Below are 16,132 nucleotides of genomic sequence, written 5' to 3'. Positions count from 1 at the left end.
ACCTGGATGGTGCCCCTACCCATGCTGGACAAGGAAACCCTGCTGCGCGCGATCGAGATGAAGCTCGATCTCTCCCTCCTGGAGAAGATGTTCGACCACCTTCCCAGCGTCCTGTTCTATGTCAAGGACCGGGAGGCACGGTATCTGGTGGTCAACAGTACCTTGCTGAACCACAGCGGCTGTAGGCGCAAGGAAGAGGTGGTCGGACTCACCTCGGACGACTTGTTCGGCTTCACCGGGCCAACCACACTCACGCAGGACCGAGAAGTGATCAGCACCGGCAAGCCCGTGGTCGACGTGCTGCGCCTTTTCTTCTCGGCGGATGGGCGCCGACAGTGGTGCCTCAGCTCGAAGTTTCCCTTGTCGGACAAGGCAGGGCAGGTCGTCGGGCTGGTCGGCGTGTCGCGCATACTTTCGCGTCCCGACGAAAAGCACGCAAGCTACAAGCGGCTACTCGACTTCCTGAAGATGCTGGAGGCCCCGGATCAACAGAACCTGCGGATCAGCGAGATTGCGGTGGCCGTGAACCTGTCAATGGATATGCTGGAGCGCTTGTGCAGGGAGGTGTTCGGCATGGCGCCCAAGCAGATCATGATGCGGATGCGGCTGGATCGCGCATGCCGCAAACTGGAGAACGGCCAGGACAGCATCACCGACATCGCGACGGAGTGTGGGTACTCCGACCACAGCGCCTTTTCGAGGCAGTTCAAGGCTGCCACCATGTTCACCCCACAGCAGTACCGCACTGCTGCGCGCGCGAAGTGACGGGGAATCAGGCGATCCTGAACAGCGGGCTCTCCAAACCCCACCACGGCTCCATCCATCGCCAGCGGCTAGCCGACAAAGGAGGCCACGGTGACACCCTCGGCCTCCAACCGCATCCGGACGAGTCTTGCCATCTCGACGGCCGCGGCACTGTCGCCGTGGACGCAGATCGAGTCGGCGTTCAACGCAATAGGCTCGGCGCCTAGCACCGGCATCCTTCCGGTTTTCAGGTAGCCGATCAAGCGATCCGCGGCCTCCTTGGCGTCAAGCAGCATGGCACCGGTCTGGCTGCGCGGCACCAGTTGGCCGTTGGACAGGTACGCGCGATCGGCAAAGATCTCGGAGAACACCTGAACATCTTGCTCAAGCGCGGCGCGCTCGAGCTCCGTGCCGGATATGGCGAGTATCGCGAGCGTCGGGTCCACGGACTTCACCACGGAAATGATGGCCTTCGCCACCGTCATGTCAGCGGCCGCGAGATTGCCCAGCGCGCCATGCGGCTTGACGTAGCTCACTCGCGTGCCCGCCAATCGCGCCATTGCAGCGAGCGCGCCGACCTGCGCCACGACCATCCTGCCGATCTCGGCGGCTTGCATCGGAATCGCGCGCCGGCCGAAACCTTCACGGTCCGCATAGCCGGGATGGGCCCCGACCTTGACGCCACGGTCTGCGGCCATGCGCAGCGTCCTGTACATGGTTTCCGCGTCGCCGGCATGACCGCCGCAGGCGATGTTGGCGCTGGTGACGCAGTCCAGGATGAGCGCGTCATCCCCCATGACCCAAGGCCCGTAACCTTCCCCGAGATCGGAATTCAGATCGATCCGCATCCTTGCGTCCTTCGCATCGAGTTGCTTCGTCAGCGCCGGATCCGCTGCTTTTCGTGTGTCAGCGAAAACACGTCGCCAGCCGTCACTTGCCGGGCAGATTCGTTGCACGCGTGAGGAGCGTGACGCCCGCGCCCTGCGCCGAGTCGTAGTAGGTGAAGCCCGTACGGTTGGCGCGGCGCCCGCGCATCAGCACCGGCAGGCCCGCGCCTTTGGCCTGCGCCTCGGCGGCATCGGCGTCCGCAACCTCGAAGCCGATGTGGAAGACACCTTCTCCCTTGCTGTCCAGGTGAAGGCGCTGGGGCGAGGGTTCATCGCCAGGCTCACACAGCTGGATCTGAACGTTGGGCAGGTTGCAGATCCTGTACTTGAGCGACAGGAAGCCGGCCTTGCTGGGAACCTCCAGCTCCTCATACTCGACCAGAGGCGGATATTCGACCCACGGGCCCACGCCGATGGACTCGTAGTAGGCTTGCGCCTTGTCGATGTCGTACACCACGATGCAGATGTGGTGAAACTTGTTGAACAAGGTCGACATGGGTTCAGTCCTTGACCGGTACGACATAGTTCAGCACGCGCCGGCCTCCGTCCACATACACGGTTTCCCCGGTCAGGTACGACGCATCGTCACTGGCGAGGAAGGCGACGACCGACGCGATTTCCGATGCCTGGCCGTAGCGGCCCAGCGGGGTTCGCGACAGGATCGCATGATGGCCCGCGCTGTTGACGAACGCCCCGGCCACCATGTCGGTCATGATGGTCCCGGGGCCGACGCCCACGACACGGATGCCATGGGGCGCAAACGCCACCGCCGCGGTGGAAGTTACCTGGTTCATGCCGCCCTTGGAGATGGCGTAGGGCGCCACGTTGGGGTTGGCCAGCCCGGAGTTGATCGACGACATGTTGATGATCACGCCGCCCTTGCCTTGGCTGATCATCTGGCGGCCTGCTGCCTGCGTCCCGTAGAAGGCGCCCTTGAGATTGACGTCCAGCACGCGATCCAGGAGTTCTTCGGTGACGTCCAGAAAATCAACCACCGGCGCGATGCCGGCGTTGTTCACCATGATGTCGACGGCGCCGAAGCGCTGGACGGCCGCCTCGACGAGCTGAACCACCTCGCTCTTCTTCGCAACGTCGGCGGGTAGCGCCAGAACGGCATCCGGCGTGCCGATCTCACCGGCCGTCTTGTGCAACTGGTCCACGTTGACGTCGGAGACAACCACTTTGGCCCCTTCGGCCAAGAGACGTTCGGCCGTCGCGCGCCCGATTCCGCGCGCAGCTCCTGTCACGACAGCAACTTTTCCTGCAAGCCTCATTTCGACTTCCTCTTAATAGACGATGGATTCAAACAATGGTGTTGAACTGCGAATTCGGCCCCAGCCCAACGGGGTCATGTCGATGGACCGGAACTCTCCTGTTGTGACCAGTTCTGCAACACCTCGACCCACGGCTGGCGCATGCATGACCCCATGGCCGGAGAATCCGGTCGCCATGATGAGATTGCTGAGTTCATCGTGGGCGCCGACGACCCCGTTGTGGTCCAGCGTATTGACTTCATAGTGCCCCGCCCATGCACGGTGGAGCCGAAGTTCCTCCATGGCCGGAATACGGGTGGCAAGCAAGGGCCAGAAGAGTTCCTCGAAGAGCTCGTGATGCGGCTCGAAATCCCCATCGGCGTCCGCGTCCTTCTCGGCCGGTGGCTGAATGCCCCCGATGTAGCTGTCCCCTTCAGGACGAACCCAGATACCGCTTGAATCAAACAGCATCGGGAAGTTTTCCAGCCTGAACGGCGTCTTGAAGCAGAACACCGTGCGCTTCTTGGGCACAACAGGCAGCGCGATGCCCAGTGATGCGACCAACCGGCCGGATAGCGCGCCCGACGCCAGAATGCAGAAATCGCAGGGGATCTTCTCTCCATTCGACAGCCCGACGCTGGCGACCCTGGCGTGATGCGTCTCCAACGTCTCGACCGCCGCCTGCACGTAGTGGACGCCGTGCTGGCGCGCCGATCGACGCACCGTGGACAGCAGGCTCCAGGCATCGAACCAGCCTTCGTGCTGCACGCCCAGCGTTCCGATGCCGACGCCGTCGAAACTGATTCCAGGAAAGCGCACGCCGAGTTCGTCGGGGTCCAGCGCGAGGATGCGTGCACCTTGGGCGCATTGCATCTCGGCCGCCGCCACCCGCTCGGCGATCTGATCGCTCTCCCCAAGGATCAGGTAGCCCTTTTCCTGGAATCCGATGTCCGCCTCTTCTCCGAACACGGCCTTGATGTTGCGAAACATGTGAGCCCCGAACAGGCTCATCTGGATATTCGTGGGTGTCCCGAACTGTGTGCGTATCGAAGCGGCAGACAGGGCTGTCGAAGAGTACTGGTACGTCGGGTCTTTCTCCACGACAGTGATCGATCCCGCAAAGCCGGCCTGGCGCAGTGACCACGCACAGAAGCTGCCAATGATGCCGCCGCCGACAATAACGACGCGGCCTGAATTCGCTGATGGCATGACCGAGGGAGAGCAAATGGATGAACGGCGAAATCAGGCCCGAGCCGGCCGCTGCCGTTGTGCGAAGTCCGACGCCGATTGCTCGAATGTCTGGCCGGCGCGCGGGTTCCACTGCACGCCAGACCGAGCGAGGACACCGGGCTTGAGTCGCTGCGACTTGTCGTAGTCGCTCCAGGGATGGAAGAAGAGCGGCTCGGTCCGGTCGATGCTGCGCAGGCGCTCGGCAAACGCGTCGAGGTAGGCCTGGCGTTCCGCTACCGACACGCGCGCAGGCATCCAGGCGGCAAAGGGTGGGAGCACGGTGAAGCCGGTGTAGCCCAGGATCCCGTTGTGGATGGGCCAGAGCACATGGTGAAGGTCGCCGTCGATGCCGTTGGCTTCGTAGAGGGTGGGCGCCGTCCCTGTTGTGATGCAAAGCATCGCCCGCTTGCCCTTGAGGTGCCCGGATTCGTACTTGCGCCCCGCGGAATACGCGAAGCCTCGGCTGAAGACGCGGTCGATCCAGCCCTTGAGAATCGCGGGCATAGAGAACCACCAGACCGGGAAATGAAACAGCATGAAGTCGGCGGCTGCGACCTTGGCCTGCTCGGCCGCGACTTCTGCGCTGTATGCGTTGGTCGCGAATGCATGTTCCTGTTCCCTGGAGAGATCCAGGTAGTCGGGGTTTGCTCGCTCGCCTGCGAAGTCGGCAGGACCCAAGGCCGAATTCCAGCCCATGCGGTAGAGGTCACTGACGACGACCGTGTGGCCCTGGCGCTCCAACTCGCCAACAGCGAGGTCCTTGAGCGCTGCGTTGAAGGATGCCGGCTCGGGATGCGCAAATACGATCAGACAGTTCATGCCGGAAATTGTGCGGGCGGGGGATCGGCGCCGCTAGATGGTATGACGCACCACGGCCGCGGTTTTCTGCATAGTCAAAACGTCGGCCGTTCTGCGGCTCTCCATCTGCGTGTGACCGGGCAGAGCATCGTCGTCGACGGCGGGTCGTGCACGCCCGAGAGCGAAGTCCAGCTGCGCGCCTACTACAACGGTCACGACTGATCGCCGTGCCCCGGGGCGGCATGCCGATGCCAATCCGTGATGGAGCAATCAGTAATAACTATTTCATGACTCCATCAATCAAATCTCAGAATGTCGGCCGCAGGGCATTGGCCCTGCCGCAGGTCAACCACTTCTGAAAGCCGTCATGAAACTTCTCGAGACCATCACCGTCGTTGCCATCGTGGGGCTGCAGGCACTGGGTGCGGCGCATGCGCAGCCCAAGGACACCTTGCAGAAGATCAAGGAAACCGGCGTCATCAATCTCGGTGGACGAGAGGCATCGTTTCCGTTCTCGTACAAGCTGAGCTCGGACGACAACCCGGTCGGCTTTTCTGCCGACCTCTGCATGAAGGTTGTCGACGCGGTGAAGGCCAAGCTGGGCATGCCGAACCTGAAGGTGCACTACACCATCGTCACGCCGACCAACCGGATTCCACTGGTGCAGAACGGCGCCGTGGACCTCGAGTGCAGCACGACGACGAACACGGTCGCCCGTGCGCAGCAGGTGGAGTTTGCCCCAACGCATTTCGTGGCCAGCGTGGCCGCCGCCGTCAAGAAGAGCTCGGGAATCAACAGCATGGCCCAACTCGAGGGCAAGACCGTTGCTACGGTCACAGGAAGCACCTCGATCCAGCTGCTGCGTGCCTTCCGCAAGAACGAGAAGCTGGAGATCAACGAGATCTCGGGGAAGGACACGGCAGATGCGTTCCTGCTCCTTTCCTCCGACCGCGCAGCGGCGATGATCGTGGAAGACGTGCAGCTCGCGGGCCTGATCGCCCGAACGAACAATCCGGGTGAATACAAGATCCTTGAAGAGCGTCTGCGGGAAGAGCCCTATGGGTTCATGTATCGCAAGGACGATCCGCAGTTCAAGGCGCTGGTTGATGCCACGCTCACTTCGCTCATGAAGAGCGGGGAGATCAATGAACTCTATGCGAAGTGGTTCACCCGTCCCGTGCCTCCGACCGGAGCGAACATCAACCTCCCGATGCCGAGCGCCGTCAAGGAGGCCTACAGGAACCCGAACAACCGGGGTGTCTGAATCGGCAACTCGGCTACTGCGCGAACTCAGGAGTGTTTGGCCCCGGCGGCCTTGCGAGAGGGCGCCGAGACAGCGCCTAGCTTGGCGATGATGGTGTCGACGACCGGATTTGCACGCGCGCTGCTCCATGCAACCGCCGTGGTCACGACATTCAAGCGCTCCTTGAGGGGCCGGAAGACGACGTTCTCCGGCGCCAGGCGCTTGAAGGACGAATGCACCAGTGCGATGCCCTGGCCGCATCCGACGAAGGCGACCTGGGACGAGATCGAGCGGACCTCGTGGATCACGCGCGGCGAGAAGCCGTTCGCCAGGCAGGCAGCGACGAGGCTGTCGAAGTAGACGGGGCTGACCTGCCGGGAGAACATCACGAAGGCCTCCTGCGCGAGCGAGGCGAGGCGAATCCTCGGCAGCTGCGCCAGTGCATGCGATTTGGGCAGGGCCACCGACAGCCGTTCCTGGGTGAGGGGCACCGATGCGATGTCCGCGCCCAAGTCTCCATCCAGCCGCGCGAAGGCCAGGTCGATGTCCCCGCTCTTCAGAAGGGGGATGGCATCCACGCTGTCGATCTCGCGCACGGACACCGTGAGCGAGGGGAGGTCGGCCTTCAATTGCTCGAGGAGTGCAGGCAGGACATCCACCATCGCCGAGCTGATGGCGCCGATGGTGAGCAGGCCTGTCTGTCCCGCGGCCGCCTCCTGCACGGCCAGCTCCAGCCGCTGCAGCTGCTCGGCGAACTTGCGCACCGCCGGCAGGATGGCCGCGCCCATCGGCGTGAGCTGGGCTCCTCGCCGTGAGCGCTCAAAGAGGCGCATCTTCAGCGACTGTTCGAGAACCTGGATCTGCTCGGTCAAGGGCGGCTGCGACATGCCCAGGCGCTTTGCGGCGCGGCTGAAGTTCTTCTCCTCGGCCACGATCAGGAACAGCCAGAGATGGCGGATGAGGCGGAAGTTGATCATGGTCGGGCGATAGGTTGATCGTATGGATGGGTTCCGAAATTCGGAATTTACAGATGAATGGCATCGACCGAAAGTGAGGGCTCCGATTGCTTCACACCGCTATGCCATGACGCCTCCCTCCCTGCTTGTCCGCTTGGCCGCGCTGGACACCAACACCGTCTCCGACGCGCTCGATTTCCTTCAACTGCCCGGCGCCACCTACGGACTGCGCCCGCTGTGGTCCTGCCCCAAGATCGTGGGCCGCGCCAGCACCATCCAGCTCGGCCCGAAGACCGATGCCAAGCCGACCGTGCATCTGATCTCCCCCGTCATCGCGGAGGTCACGACCAACGAACGGGTGCTGGTCATCGCCGGCGGCGTCGACGGAATCTCCTGCTGGGGCGACATCCTGGCCAACGCCGCCGTGGCGCGAAACATCCGCGGCTCGGTGATCGACGGCCTGAGCCGCGACATCGAAGGCAGCGAATCCATCGGCTATCCCGTCTATGGCCGTGGCGTGACCATGATCAGTGCGCGCAACCGGGTTGTGCAGGTCGATTCCGGCAAGCCGGTGCAGATGGCCAGCGTGACGGTGAATCAGGACGACTACGTGATCGCGGATCGCTGCGGCACCGTGTTCGTGCCGGCGGCGCGCATCAAGGAAGTCCTCGACCTGGGCGAACGCATCGCGCGCCGCCAGGACGCCATGGTGCAGGCCGTACGCGCCGGCCGCTCGGTCGCCGAAGTCATGCACGACAAGGAATTCGAAGCCATCAACCAGGGAGCCGGCAAATGAACGCACAAGACAAGGAACTCGTCAGCCTCTTCGAGGGCTTGGATACCCCAGGCGTCTCGGACGCGATGGACAAGCTGGGGCTCCCGGGCCAATGCCTGGGCATTGCGCCGCTGGACAACTACAAGCAGGTCGTCATCGGGCCTGCCTTCACCGTCAAGTACGTGCCGGCCGCCACGCCCGCCGGCACGGTCGGCGACTTCATCGACGACGTGGCCGAAGGCGACGTGATCGTGATCGACAACGACGGGCGCACCGACTGCACCGTGTGGGGCGACATCATGACCCAGTACGCTGGCATCCGGAAGATCTGCGCCACGGTGATCGACGGCGTGTGCCGCGATGTTTCCAAGGCGCTGGGCGACGGCTATCCGTTGTTCACCAAGGGGCGCTTCATGCGCACGGGCAAGGACCGGGTCGAGGTCGAGTCGGTCAACACGCCGGTATCGATCGGCACGGCCCGGGTCGTGGCGCGCGACATCGTGGTGGCCGATGCAAACGGCGTGGTGGTGGTTCCTCGTGCCCGCGCGCGCGAGGTGGCCGAACTGGCCCTCAAGATCGAAGGCGTGGAATCCGAGATTCGCGCGCAAATTGCGCAAGGGAAGACCCTGGGAGAGGCTCGCCAGGCCCTGGGTTACCACACGCTGCAGAGGAAGGGATGATGAGTGCCGCGGCATCCGGCTCGCGGCGCCTGAACGCCCACCTCGAAAGCGCACAGCCTTCCGCCACCTATCGCGTGATGGACCGCGTGGCGGCGCGCCGCGCGGCCGGCGCGAGCGTGATCTCGCTGTCCGCCGGAGAGCCGGACTTCGACACGCCCGAACACGTGCGCAAAGCGGGCATCGCCGCGATCCGCGCCGGCCATACGCGCTACACGCAGGTTGCGGGCCTGCGTGCCTTGCGCGAGGCCATCGCCATGAAGTTCAGGCGCGAGAACGGCCTGGAGGTGAACTGGCAGGACACGCTGGTGTGCAGCGGCGGCAAGCAGGTGATCTACAACGCCCTGGCAGCGACCTTGAACGAAGGCGACGAGGTCATCGTGCCTGCGCCTTACTGGGTGAGCTATCCGGAGATGGTCCAGCTCTGCGGGGGCAAGCCGGTGGTCGTGCCTTGCGGAAGCGAGACGGGCTTCAAGCTCACGCCGCAGAAGCTCGCGGACGCGATCACGCCGCGGACGCGGTGGCTGATCCTGAACTCACCTTCCAACCCGACGGGGGCGGTGTACACGCGCGCGGATCTGCAGGCGCTGGCCGAGGTGCTGCTGGACTGTCCTCATGTGCTGGTGCTGTCGGACGACATCTACGAGCACCTGACCTTCGACGGCGCCGCCTTCCACACCATCGCGCAGGTGGAACCTCGCCTGCGCGAGCGCACGCTGACGATGAACGGCGTGTCCAAGGCCTATGCGATGACGGGCTGGCGCATCGGCTTCGGCACGGGGCCGAGATGGCTGCTCGATGCGATGGAGAAGCTCCAAGGCCAGCAGACCTCGGGCGCGTGCAGCATCTCGCAGCATGCGGCGGTGGCCGCCCTCACCGGGCCTCGAGACTTCATCGACAGCAGCCGCGCGGTGTTCCAGAAGCGGCGCGACATGATGGTGAAGCTGCTGAACGACACGTCGGGCCTGCACTGTGAAGTGCCCGCCGGTGCGTTCTACGCCTTCGCTTCATGCGCGGGCCTGATCGGCAAGACGACGCCTGCGGGCACCGTGCTGCACACGGACGAGGACGTTGCGATGGCACTGCTGGACGAGGCTGGCGTGGCCGTCGTCCATGGCAGTGCCTTCGGCTTGGGGCCGTACATCCGCATCGCCTATGCGCTGGACGATGCTTCGCTGCGCAAGGCCTGTGAGGCCATCCAGAGTTTTTGCATTTCATTGGGGAGTGTCAAGGAAGCGGCTTCGCCATCTCGCCTTTGAGGTTCCTTCGTCAACTCGAAATTCTTCAACATGACAGCAACAGCCAACCAGGAACAACTCAACCAACTGCGCGACCTGGGCGCAGCCACCGTGTACGAGTCTCAGGGTGCCAAGGGCGCACTTGACCACGGCATGAAACCAATCGATCCGACCGTGCGTCTCGCCGGCCCGGCCTTCACCGTCGATTGCCGCCCGGCCGACAACCTGATGCTGCATTACGCGGTGCAAAAGGCACAACCAGGCGACGTGCTCGTGGTCGACGCCAAGGGCTTCATGGAAGCCGGACCATGGGGCGATGTCCTGACGATCCAGGCGATGAAGGTCGGCATCGCCGGCCTGGTCATCAACGGCTGCGTGCGCGATGCCAATCTCATCATCGAGCTTGGCTTTCCCGTGTTCTGCCGCGGGCTGTCGATCAAGGGGACTGCGAAGAATCAACCCGGCAAGGTCAACGTGCCCGTCAGCATCGGCGACGTGCTGATCCACCCCGGCGACATCATCGTCGGCGACCGCGACGGCCTCGCGGTGGTGCCGCAGGGCGAGGTGGAGTCGGTCATTGCGGCCAGCCTGGCGCGGGAGGAGAAGGAAGAGAAGCAGCGCGAGGCCATCGCGCAAGGGAGCTTCACTTCGGACCTGCTCGGCCTGACGGACACGCTGCGCCGGCTCGGCCTGACCTGAGCGTGCGCTACGCGAGTACAGTGGCCGGCGTGACGCTGGACTGACGCATGCCTCCCAACTCCGACGATGCCGTGCTCGATGCCGAAGCCTTGCTTAGGCTGGCGAGCGAGCACGTGTCGAACACGGGTTGCGCGCGGTGCGCTGCACTTCGCTGCCCGGGATGGGAGGCCCTCTCGGCAACCGCGGATGAAAGCAGCCTGCGTCGGGTCGGCTCTCTTCGCCCGCCTGGCGACCAGGAGCCCACGCTGGACGAGTACCACCCGAACGGCACCAGCTACTGGTCGCCCCGGGCGCCGATCGCACCCCCTTTCCATCCTTACAACCGCTGCGACCTGTGGGCCTGTGTCGGATGCGGTCGACCCTTCCTGCGCTACACCGAGTACGGCGGCTATTACGTGGAACCACGCATCCGCGAGCTGCGGCTGGAGTTCATTGCTGCGGTCTGACCGGACGACGACCTCGGCCTTCTAGGAGAAGTCGTCCGCTGCCGTTCGAGGCCCGTCGATGAAGAACTGCGCCGACTCGAGAACCGCTCGCGCCAGTTCGACGATGACCCCGACGCCGGCCGGCTGCTTCTCGACCAGGTAGGACACGTAGTACGCGATGGGAGGCAAGGGCGGATCCGACTCGACCAGCTTGAGGGTGCCTTGTTTCAGGTGATCCAGGACCACCGGAACCGGCAGCGCTGCGATCGCATGCCCGTCGCGCACGAGTTTCATGATCATCTCGAGCGAATTGCAGGTGCTGAGCTGATGCAGGTCGGTGCCTGACTTGCTGAGCCAATCCTTGGCGACGTAGTGGAGGATGGACGGTTGCGGATTCGTCACCAGCGGCACCGAGGCCGCGTCGCCGGGAGAGAAGGGCAGGTGCGCCAGCTCCACGGAAGCCCCTGCCACCCACGCGACCTGGACCCAGCCCAGCAGTTCATCGGTCACGTGAGGGCGCGCGACGGGACTGGTCTGCAGGGCGACATCCAGTTCGCGCCGGTTGAGCTTTTCATGCAGCACCTTGCTGCGTTCGATGCTCAGGTCGACCCGCAGGCCTGGATAACGAACTTTCAACTGGCGCAGGATCTCGGACACGGCCACCGCCGCAGACGACTCGTCCGCACCCATGCGCAGAACGCCGTCGAGCGGAGGGACTTCGTGCTGCCCGCACTTTTCGAGCTCTCCGCCCAGCTTCAACATTCGCTGCGCGTGCTCGAGCACTTCGCGGCCGGCGGGCGTCAGTTGCACACCCTGCTGGCTTCTGCTGAGGAGCGCGATACCGAGGATTTCCTCGAGCTCCTTCACGCGTGCCGTGATCGCAGGCTGGCTGACGAACAGATGCTTGGCCGCCGCATTGACGGTGCCGAGCGTCGTGGCCCAGTAGAAGGCCTCCAACTGCCGGAAGGTGATGCGCAACATCAATTTAGTTTATAGCCCGGGGTCCAGATTTGTGTCTTTTCGAAGCGGCGAGCGACTCCTAAAGTCCGCTGCATCTCCACAGCCACGCCAGGGAACTCATCTTGTTTGTCCTCAACGATCTCCCGACGCAAGTCGATCCGGCGCTCCTCGATCTGCTTGCCTCCGCCGAACCTGCCGTGATCGGACACTTCCGGCATACGGGCTTCATGTCGCCATCCGTCCGGGCCCATTTCCAGGACCGTCGCGTCGCGGGCACAGCCGTCACGGTGCGCGTGCCGGGGATGGACGGGTCCATGGTGCACTACGCCGTCGGCAAGGCACGGCGCGGGGACTTCATCGTGATCGATCGCTGCGGCGACGAAACGATTGCGACCCTCGGCGGCGCTGTCGCCTATGCGGCGAAGGTCGCGGGCGTGGCCGGCATCATCGTCGACGGCCTGGTCACGGATCTCGGGGAACTGCGGCAATACGGCGTACCCGTGTGGTCGAAGGGCACTTCGGCGGTCACCGTCAAGAGCCTCGGACTCGGCGGCGAGTTCTGCGTGCCGGTCACCTGCGGAAGCGTCGCCGTCAATCCGGGCGATGCGATCGTGGCGGATGAGAACGGCGTGCTCGTCCTGCCTGTGGCCGACATCGAAGCCAGCGCGCGGCGCGCGCTGAAGATGATGAGCGACGAGAAGCTCACGCTGAAGCGGCTCGACGGCGGCGAGAAGTACCCGGACATCATGGGCACCTCGGCCCTGATCGCCAAGGCCATGGGAGCGCAGGCATGAAGCTGGCCTCGCAGATCCTCGCCGAAGGTTTTCCGAGCCTGGTCTCGATGGGCGAGATGCTGCGCACCGGGGTGTGCAGCTCGGTCGATCTCACCGAGTACGCGCTGCAGCGCATCGAGCAGCTGGATGGCAGGCTGCATGCCTTCGTCGGCATCTACGCGAAGGAGGCATTGCTGGCCGCCCAGGCTGCGGACAACCAGATCCGCGCTGGCAACTGGCTCGGACCGCTGCATGGCATTCCGGTCGCATTGAAGGACAACGTCGACGTGGCGGGCCGACCCAGTACGGCCGGTTCGACGCTGCTCGCGAGCCAGGTGGCCACGGCCCATGCGTGGATCACGCAGCGTCTTCTTGCTTGCGGCGCCGTCATCGTGGGCAAGACGCACATGGTCGAGTTCGCGCTGGGCGCCTGGGGCGCCAACGAATACATGGGTGCACCGCGCAACCCGTGGGGCGGCAAGGCGCACCTTTCCCCGGGCGGCTCCAGCAGCGGATCGGCGGTGGCGGTCGCGGCCGGCATGGTCCCTCTCACCATCGGTACCGATACCGGCGCCTCCGTGCGCGTGCCGGCCTCGCTGTGCGGCGTGACCGGTTTCAAGCCCACGATCGGACGGCTGTCCAGTGAAGGCGTGGTGCCGTTGAGCACGACGCTGGACAGCGTCGGCGTGCTCGCGCAGACCGCCGAAGACGCGGCCCTGATGTTCGCCGCGCTGACCGGCGATGCGCAGGCGTTTCCGCCATCGGAACTTCAAGCAGGCGCCAGCCCTTCACTGCGGGGCCTGCGCGTCGGCTATCTCGGCTCGGCGGACCTCGAGGGCCTGCAGCCCGAGATCCACCGTGCCTATGCGCATGCGCTCGATACCTTCCGCGAACAGGGGGCGCACCTGCAGCAGCTCGTGCTGCCGACCACCTTCGACGAACTCGCCGACGTCTCGAGCACCATCATGCTGTCCGAGGCCGCGGCGAGCTGGGGCCATCTTGCTGCGGACGAGTCCCTGCGGATGGATGCTTCGGTGCGGCCGCGGATCCTTGCCGGCGCCAGGCTCAGCGCGACGAAGTACGTCGCGGCTTGCAGGCGGCGCGCGGAACTGAAGCGGCTGTTCGCCCCTTCCCTCGGGGATCTGGATGTCTTTCTCACGCCCACCTCTCAGTGGACTGCACGTCCTCTCGAGAGCGTCGACCACACGAACCCGCCCGTGCGGTACGCACGCATCGGAAACCTGCTGGACCTCTGCGGCATTTCGGTCCAGATGGGGGAAGACGACCAGAGCCTTCCGATCGGCCTGCAGATTGCCGGCCGCACCGATGCCGAGGCGCGTGTGCTCGGCGTGGCGAGGGGCTACCAGGCCTGCACTTCATGGCACCAGCGCCGCTGGACCGCCGATACCAGCGGCCGGTAGGCCGTCTCACCGTCAAGTTCCTCAACTCAAGCCTGTAGTCATCATGAAAACCCTGATTCGCACACTGGCCGCAGTCCTTGCACTGGCGGCGGGCTTCGGCGGCAACGCCATGGCCGCCGGCGACTACCCGACCAAGCCGATCCGCGTGGTCGTTCCATTCCCGCCGGGCGGCAGCATCGACATGGTCGCGCGGCTGCTCGGCCAGAAGCTCTCGGATGAGCTGCGCCAGCCCGTGATCGTCGACAACCGGCCGGGCGCCAGCGGCAACATCGGCATGGACCTGGTGGCCAAGTCGCCGAAGGATGGCTACACGCTCGTCATGGCGCCGTTCAGCCTCGCCACCAATGCGCACCTGTTTCAGAAGCTTCCCTTCGACCCGTTGAAGGATCTGGCGCCGATCATCCGCGTGGCGGATCAGCCCAACGTCCTGATCGTCAACACCACCAAGGTGGCTGCGAAAAGCCTGCCGGAACTGGTGGCCTACCTGAAGGCCAACCCCGGCAAGCTGAGCTTCGGGACCTCCGGCATCGGCAATCCGCAGGATCTGTCCGCGCGCATCTTCATGAGTGCCACGGGAACCGACATGGTCAACGTCGCCTACAAGGGCGGTGCGCCGGCGCTCGCCGACCTCGTCGGCGGACACGTCGACCTCATGTTCGAGACTTCTCCCACGGCAGTGCCCTACGTGAAGAGCGGCAAGCTGAAGGCATTGGCGGTGACGAGCGACAAGCGCTTGCCCACGCTTCCCGACGTGCCCACGGTCGCCGAGGCCGGTATTCCGAACTTCAAGGCGGTCTACTGGATGGGCCTGCTCGCGCCGGGCGGCACGTCGCCCGCCATCGTCCAGAAGCTGAATGCAGCCTCGCAGAAGGTGCTGTCCGCGCCGGACGTTCAGAAGCAGCTCACCGAGATCAGCCTCTATCCCGCCGGCGGTTCGGCCGCGGAGTTCGGCGCGTTCATCCGATCCGAATCGGACTTCTACGCCAAGCTGATCAAGGACCTCAGCATCCCTCAGCAGTAGTTCAAAAAGCCCGACTCAACCTGGACCTCTCACCATGATCTCATCCGTCCGTCGTGCCATTGCCCTGACGCTGGCAGCGTGCGCACCGCTCGCCACACCGCTCGTATTCGGCAGCGAGTTTCCGAGCAAGCCTGTTCGCATCGTCGTCCCATACCAACCCGGCGGGTCCACCGATGCCATGGCGCGGATGATCGGTCAGAAACTTTCCGAGCGTCTTGGGCAGCCCGTTGTCATCGAGAACAAGCCCGGCGCCTCGGAACAGGTGGGGGCGGTGACCGTCGCCAAGTCACCGGCCGATGGCTACACGGTCATGATGGCGACGACGATCGGTCTGGCGATCAATCCCTCGCTTTTCAGCAAGCTGCAGTACGACCCCGCGAAGGATTTCGCCGCCATCCTGCCGGTGGCAAAGATCGCCAGCGTGGTGGCGGTCAGCCCGCAGCTGCCGGTGAAGAACATGGAGGAACTCACGACCTACCTGAAGGCTCATCCGGGAAAGATCAGCTACGGTTCGGCCGGAAGCGGCGCGCCCAGCCATCTGGCCATGGAGCTCTACAAGCGCGCCGCCGGCGTCCACGCGGTCCACGTGCCTTACAAGGGCGGAGCACCTGCCCTGCAGGATCTGATGGCCGGCAACATCGACGTCATGATCGCCCTCGTCTCGGAGGCCATGCCGCTGGTCAAGGCCGGCAAGCTGAAGGCGCTGGCCGTCACGTCGCCGTCGCGCAACCAGCGGTACCCGGAACTGGCACCCGTCGCGGATTCGCAGGGCATGAAGAACTTCGAGATCTACCTCTGGTACGCCATGGTGGCGCCAGCCGGCACGCCGAAGGACGTGGTCGAGAAGCTGAACCAGTCCATCAACGCGGTCCTGAACGAGAAAGACATGAAGGACAGGCTGGCCGAGATGGACATCGAGCTCGTCGGCGGACCGGCGTCCCGCGTGGCCACGATCGTGAGCTCCGAAGGAGCGAAGTGGAAGAAGGTCATCGACGAAGCCGGAATCAGGGCTGACTGACCCGGTGAGGCTGA

General features: G+C 64.5%; 19 protein-coding genes. 11 read left to right on the top strand and 8 right to left on the bottom strand.

The features are described 5' to 3' along the window. Positions 1-21 precede the first annotated feature (21 nt). Positions 22-765, top strand: a complete 744-nt coding sequence (locus tag BLS74_RS15940) for a helix-turn-helix domain-containing protein (RefSeq protein WP_093107918.1) — start codon at positions 22-24, stop codon at positions 763-765. Positions 766-833: 68 nt separating this feature from the next. Here the strand turns inward: BLS74_RS15940 and BLS74_RS15935 are convergent, their stop codons facing one another. From BLS74_RS15935 to BLS74_RS15915, 5 genes are all read right to left on the bottom strand, one after another. Further along, on the bottom strand, positions 834-1,592 hold the full coding sequence (locus BLS74_RS15935; protein WP_093107916.1) for a LamB/YcsF family protein: 759 nt from the start codon (positions 1,590-1,592) through the stop codon (positions 834-836). Between the two features lie 82 nt (positions 1,593-1,674). After that, positions 1,675-2,127 carry a VOC family protein gene (locus BLS74_RS15930; RefSeq protein ID WP_093107914.1) on the bottom strand — a complete coding sequence of 151 codons (453 nt, stop codon included), beginning with the start codon at positions 2,125-2,127 and terminating at the stop codon, positions 1,675-1,677. 4 nt (positions 2,128-2,131) lie between these two features. Continuing rightward, a complete protein-coding gene (locus BLS74_RS15925) occupies positions 2,132-2,905 on the bottom strand; it encodes an SDR family NAD(P)-dependent oxidoreductase (RefSeq protein ID WP_093107912.1) in 774 nt (257 codons plus the stop codon). A gap of 12 nt (positions 2,906-2,917) precedes the next feature. Further along, positions 2,918-4,093, bottom strand: a complete 1,176-nt coding sequence (locus BLS74_RS15920; RefSeq protein ID WP_093107910.1) for an NAD(P)/FAD-dependent oxidoreductase — start codon at positions 4,091-4,093, stop codon at positions 2,918-2,920. Between the two features lie 33 nt (positions 4,094-4,126). Next, a complete protein-coding gene (locus BLS74_RS15915; protein WP_093107908.1) occupies positions 4,127-4,933 on the bottom strand; it encodes an NAD(P)H-dependent oxidoreductase in 807 nt (268 codons plus the stop codon). Positions 4,934-5,279: 346 nt separating this feature from the next. Between BLS74_RS15915 and BLS74_RS15910 the strand changes: the two genes are divergently transcribed. Further along, complete coding sequence (locus tag BLS74_RS15910; protein ID WP_093107906.1) at positions 5,280-6,176, top strand: amino acid ABC transporter substrate-binding protein; 897 nt, start codon at positions 5,280-5,282, stop codon at positions 6,174-6,176. 26 nt (positions 6,177-6,202) lie between these two features. Here BLS74_RS15910 and BLS74_RS15905 read toward each other — a convergent pair whose 3' ends face one another. Continuing rightward, entirely contained in the window at positions 6,203-7,132 is a 930-nt protein-coding gene (locus BLS74_RS15905) for a LysR family transcriptional regulator (protein ID WP_093107904.1), read from the bottom strand. 106 nt (positions 7,133-7,238) lie between these two features. Between BLS74_RS15905 and BLS74_RS15900 the strand changes: the two genes are divergently transcribed. The 5 genes from BLS74_RS15900 to BLS74_RS15880 are packed head-to-tail and all read left to right on the top strand — an operon-like array spanning position 7,239 to position 10,946. Continuing rightward, positions 7,239-7,907: an RraA family protein gene (locus BLS74_RS15900; RefSeq protein WP_093107902.1), complete on the top strand. Its 669-nt coding sequence runs from the start codon at positions 7,239-7,241 to the stop codon at positions 7,905-7,907. Continuing rightward, the gene (locus BLS74_RS15895) at positions 7,904-8,566 is read left to right on the top strand and encodes an RraA family protein (RefSeq protein ID WP_093107900.1); all 663 of its coding nucleotides are present in this window, start codon (positions 7,904-7,906) and stop codon (positions 8,564-8,566) included. Before BLS74_RS15900 ends, BLS74_RS15895 begins: the two co-directional genes overlap by 4 nt. Next, entirely contained in the window at positions 8,566-9,822 is a 1,257-nt protein-coding gene (locus BLS74_RS15890; RefSeq protein WP_093107898.1) for a pyridoxal phosphate-dependent aminotransferase, read from the top strand. Before BLS74_RS15895 ends, BLS74_RS15890 begins: the two co-directional genes overlap by 1 nt. 30 nt (positions 9,823-9,852) lie before the next feature. Then, positions 9,853-10,500: a 4-carboxy-4-hydroxy-2-oxoadipate aldolase/oxaloacetate decarboxylase gene (locus BLS74_RS15885; protein WP_093107896.1), complete on the top strand. Its 648-nt coding sequence runs from the start codon at positions 9,853-9,855 to the stop codon at positions 10,498-10,500. A 47-nt stretch (positions 10,501-10,547) separates the two neighbouring features. After that, positions 10,548-10,946 carry a hypothetical protein gene (locus BLS74_RS15880; protein ID WP_093107894.1) on the top strand — a complete coding sequence of 133 codons (399 nt, stop codon included), beginning with the start codon at positions 10,548-10,550 and terminating at the stop codon, positions 10,944-10,946. A 21-nt stretch (positions 10,947-10,967) separates the two neighbouring features. On the opposite strand, the gene BLS74_RS15875 is transcribed toward BLS74_RS15880, so the two are convergent. After that, positions 10,968-11,906: a LysR family transcriptional regulator gene (locus tag BLS74_RS15875; RefSeq protein ID WP_093107892.1), complete on the bottom strand. Its 939-nt coding sequence runs from the start codon at positions 11,904-11,906 to the stop codon at positions 10,968-10,970. Next, entirely contained in the window at positions 11,906-12,103 is a 198-nt protein-coding gene (locus tag BLS74_RS34395) for a hypothetical protein (protein WP_170855613.1), read from the bottom strand. Before BLS74_RS34395 ends, BLS74_RS15875 begins: the two co-directional genes overlap by 1 nt. Before the next feature lie 9 nt (positions 12,104-12,112). Between BLS74_RS34395 and BLS74_RS15870 the strand changes: the two genes are divergently transcribed. The 4 genes from BLS74_RS15870 to BLS74_RS15855 are packed head-to-tail and all read left to right on the top strand — an operon-like array spanning position 12,113 to position 16,118. Further along, positions 12,113-12,679, top strand: coding sequence for an RraA family protein (locus BLS74_RS15870; protein ID WP_244503891.1), 567 nt, complete (start codon positions 12,113-12,115; stop codon positions 12,677-12,679). Then, a complete protein-coding gene (locus BLS74_RS15865) occupies positions 12,676-14,079 on the top strand; it encodes an amidase (RefSeq protein WP_093107888.1) in 1,404 nt (467 codons plus the stop codon). The genes BLS74_RS15870 and BLS74_RS15865 overlap by 4 nt, the downstream gene beginning before the upstream one ends. Positions 14,080-14,122: 43 nt before the next feature. Next, complete coding sequence (locus BLS74_RS15860; RefSeq protein WP_093107886.1) at positions 14,123-15,100, top strand: Bug family tripartite tricarboxylate transporter substrate binding protein; 978 nt, start codon at positions 14,123-14,125, stop codon at positions 15,098-15,100. Positions 15,101-15,134: 34 nt separating this feature from the next. Beyond that, positions 15,135-16,118, top strand: coding sequence for a Bug family tripartite tricarboxylate transporter substrate binding protein (locus BLS74_RS15855; RefSeq protein WP_093107884.1), 984 nt, complete (start codon positions 15,135-15,137; stop codon positions 16,116-16,118). Positions 16,119-16,132 lie beyond the last annotated feature (14 nt).

Source organism: Variovorax sp. CF079 (assembly GCF_900101545.1).
Taxonomy (GTDB): domain Bacteria; phylum Pseudomonadota; class Gammaproteobacteria; order Burkholderiales; family Burkholderiaceae_C; genus Variovorax.
This window is presented reverse-complemented; position numbering and strand designations above follow the sequence as displayed.

Excerpts from the sequence above, each read along its gene's own strand:
- BLS74_RS15890 (WP_093107898.1), top strand. The coding sequence starts at position 8,566 with ATGAGTGCCGCGGCATCCGGCTCGCGGCGCCTGAACGCCCACCTCGAA.
- BLS74_RS15920 (WP_093107910.1), bottom strand. The coding sequence starts at position 4,093 with ATGCCATCAGCGAATTCAGGCCGCGTCGTTATTGTCGGCGGCGGCATC.
- BLS74_RS15895 (WP_093107900.1), top strand. The coding sequence starts at position 7,904 with ATGAACGCACAAGACAAGGAACTCGTCAGCCTCTTCGAGGGCTTGGAT.
- BLS74_RS15925 (WP_093107912.1), bottom strand. The coding sequence starts at position 2,905 with ATGAGGCTTGCAGGAAAAGTTGCTGTCGTGACAGGAGCTGCGCGCGGA.
- BLS74_RS15880 (WP_093107894.1), top strand. The coding sequence starts at position 10,548 with ATGCCTCCCAACTCCGACGATGCCGTGCTCGATGCCGAAGCCTTGCTT.
- BLS74_RS15910 (WP_093107906.1), top strand. The coding sequence starts at position 5,280 with ATGAAACTTCTCGAGACCATCACCGTCGTTGCCATCGTGGGGCTGCAG.
- BLS74_RS15940 (WP_093107918.1), top strand. The coding sequence starts at position 22 with ATGCTGGACAAGGAAACCCTGCTGCGCGCGATCGAGATGAAGCTCGAT.
- BLS74_RS34395 (WP_170855613.1), bottom strand. The coding sequence starts at position 12,103 with ATGCCGGAAGTGTCCGATCACGGCAGGTTCGGCGGAGGCAAGCAGATC.
- BLS74_RS15930 (WP_093107914.1), bottom strand. The coding sequence starts at position 2,127 with ATGTCGACCTTGTTCAACAAGTTTCACCACATCTGCATCGTGGTGTAC.
- BLS74_RS15935 (WP_093107916.1), bottom strand. The coding sequence starts at position 1,592 with ATGCGGATCGATCTGAATTCCGATCTCGGGGAAGGTTACGGGCCTTGG.
- BLS74_RS15885 (WP_093107896.1), top strand. The coding sequence starts at position 9,853 with ATGACAGCAACAGCCAACCAGGAACAACTCAACCAACTGCGCGACCTG.
- BLS74_RS15855 (WP_093107884.1), top strand. The coding sequence starts at position 15,135 with ATGATCTCATCCGTCCGTCGTGCCATTGCCCTGACGCTGGCAGCGTGC.
- BLS74_RS15875 (WP_093107892.1), bottom strand. The coding sequence starts at position 11,906 with ATGTTGCGCATCACCTTCCGGCAGTTGGAGGCCTTCTACTGGGCCACG.
- BLS74_RS15900 (WP_093107902.1), top strand. The coding sequence starts at position 7,239 with ATGACGCCTCCCTCCCTGCTTGTCCGCTTGGCCGCGCTGGACACCAAC.
- BLS74_RS15865 (WP_093107888.1), top strand. The coding sequence starts at position 12,676 with ATGAAGCTGGCCTCGCAGATCCTCGCCGAAGGTTTTCCGAGCCTGGTC.
- BLS74_RS15870 (WP_244503891.1), top strand. The coding sequence starts at position 12,113 with ATGTCGCCATCCGTCCGGGCCCATTTCCAGGACCGTCGCGTCGCGGGC.
- BLS74_RS15915 (WP_093107908.1), bottom strand. The coding sequence starts at position 4,933 with ATGAACTGTCTGATCGTATTTGCGCATCCCGAGCCGGCATCCTTCAAC.
- BLS74_RS15905 (WP_093107904.1), bottom strand. The coding sequence starts at position 7,132 with ATGATCAACTTCCGCCTCATCCGCCATCTCTGGCTGTTCCTGATCGTG.
- BLS74_RS15860 (WP_093107886.1), top strand. The coding sequence starts at position 14,123 with ATGAAAACCCTGATTCGCACACTGGCCGCAGTCCTTGCACTGGCGGCG.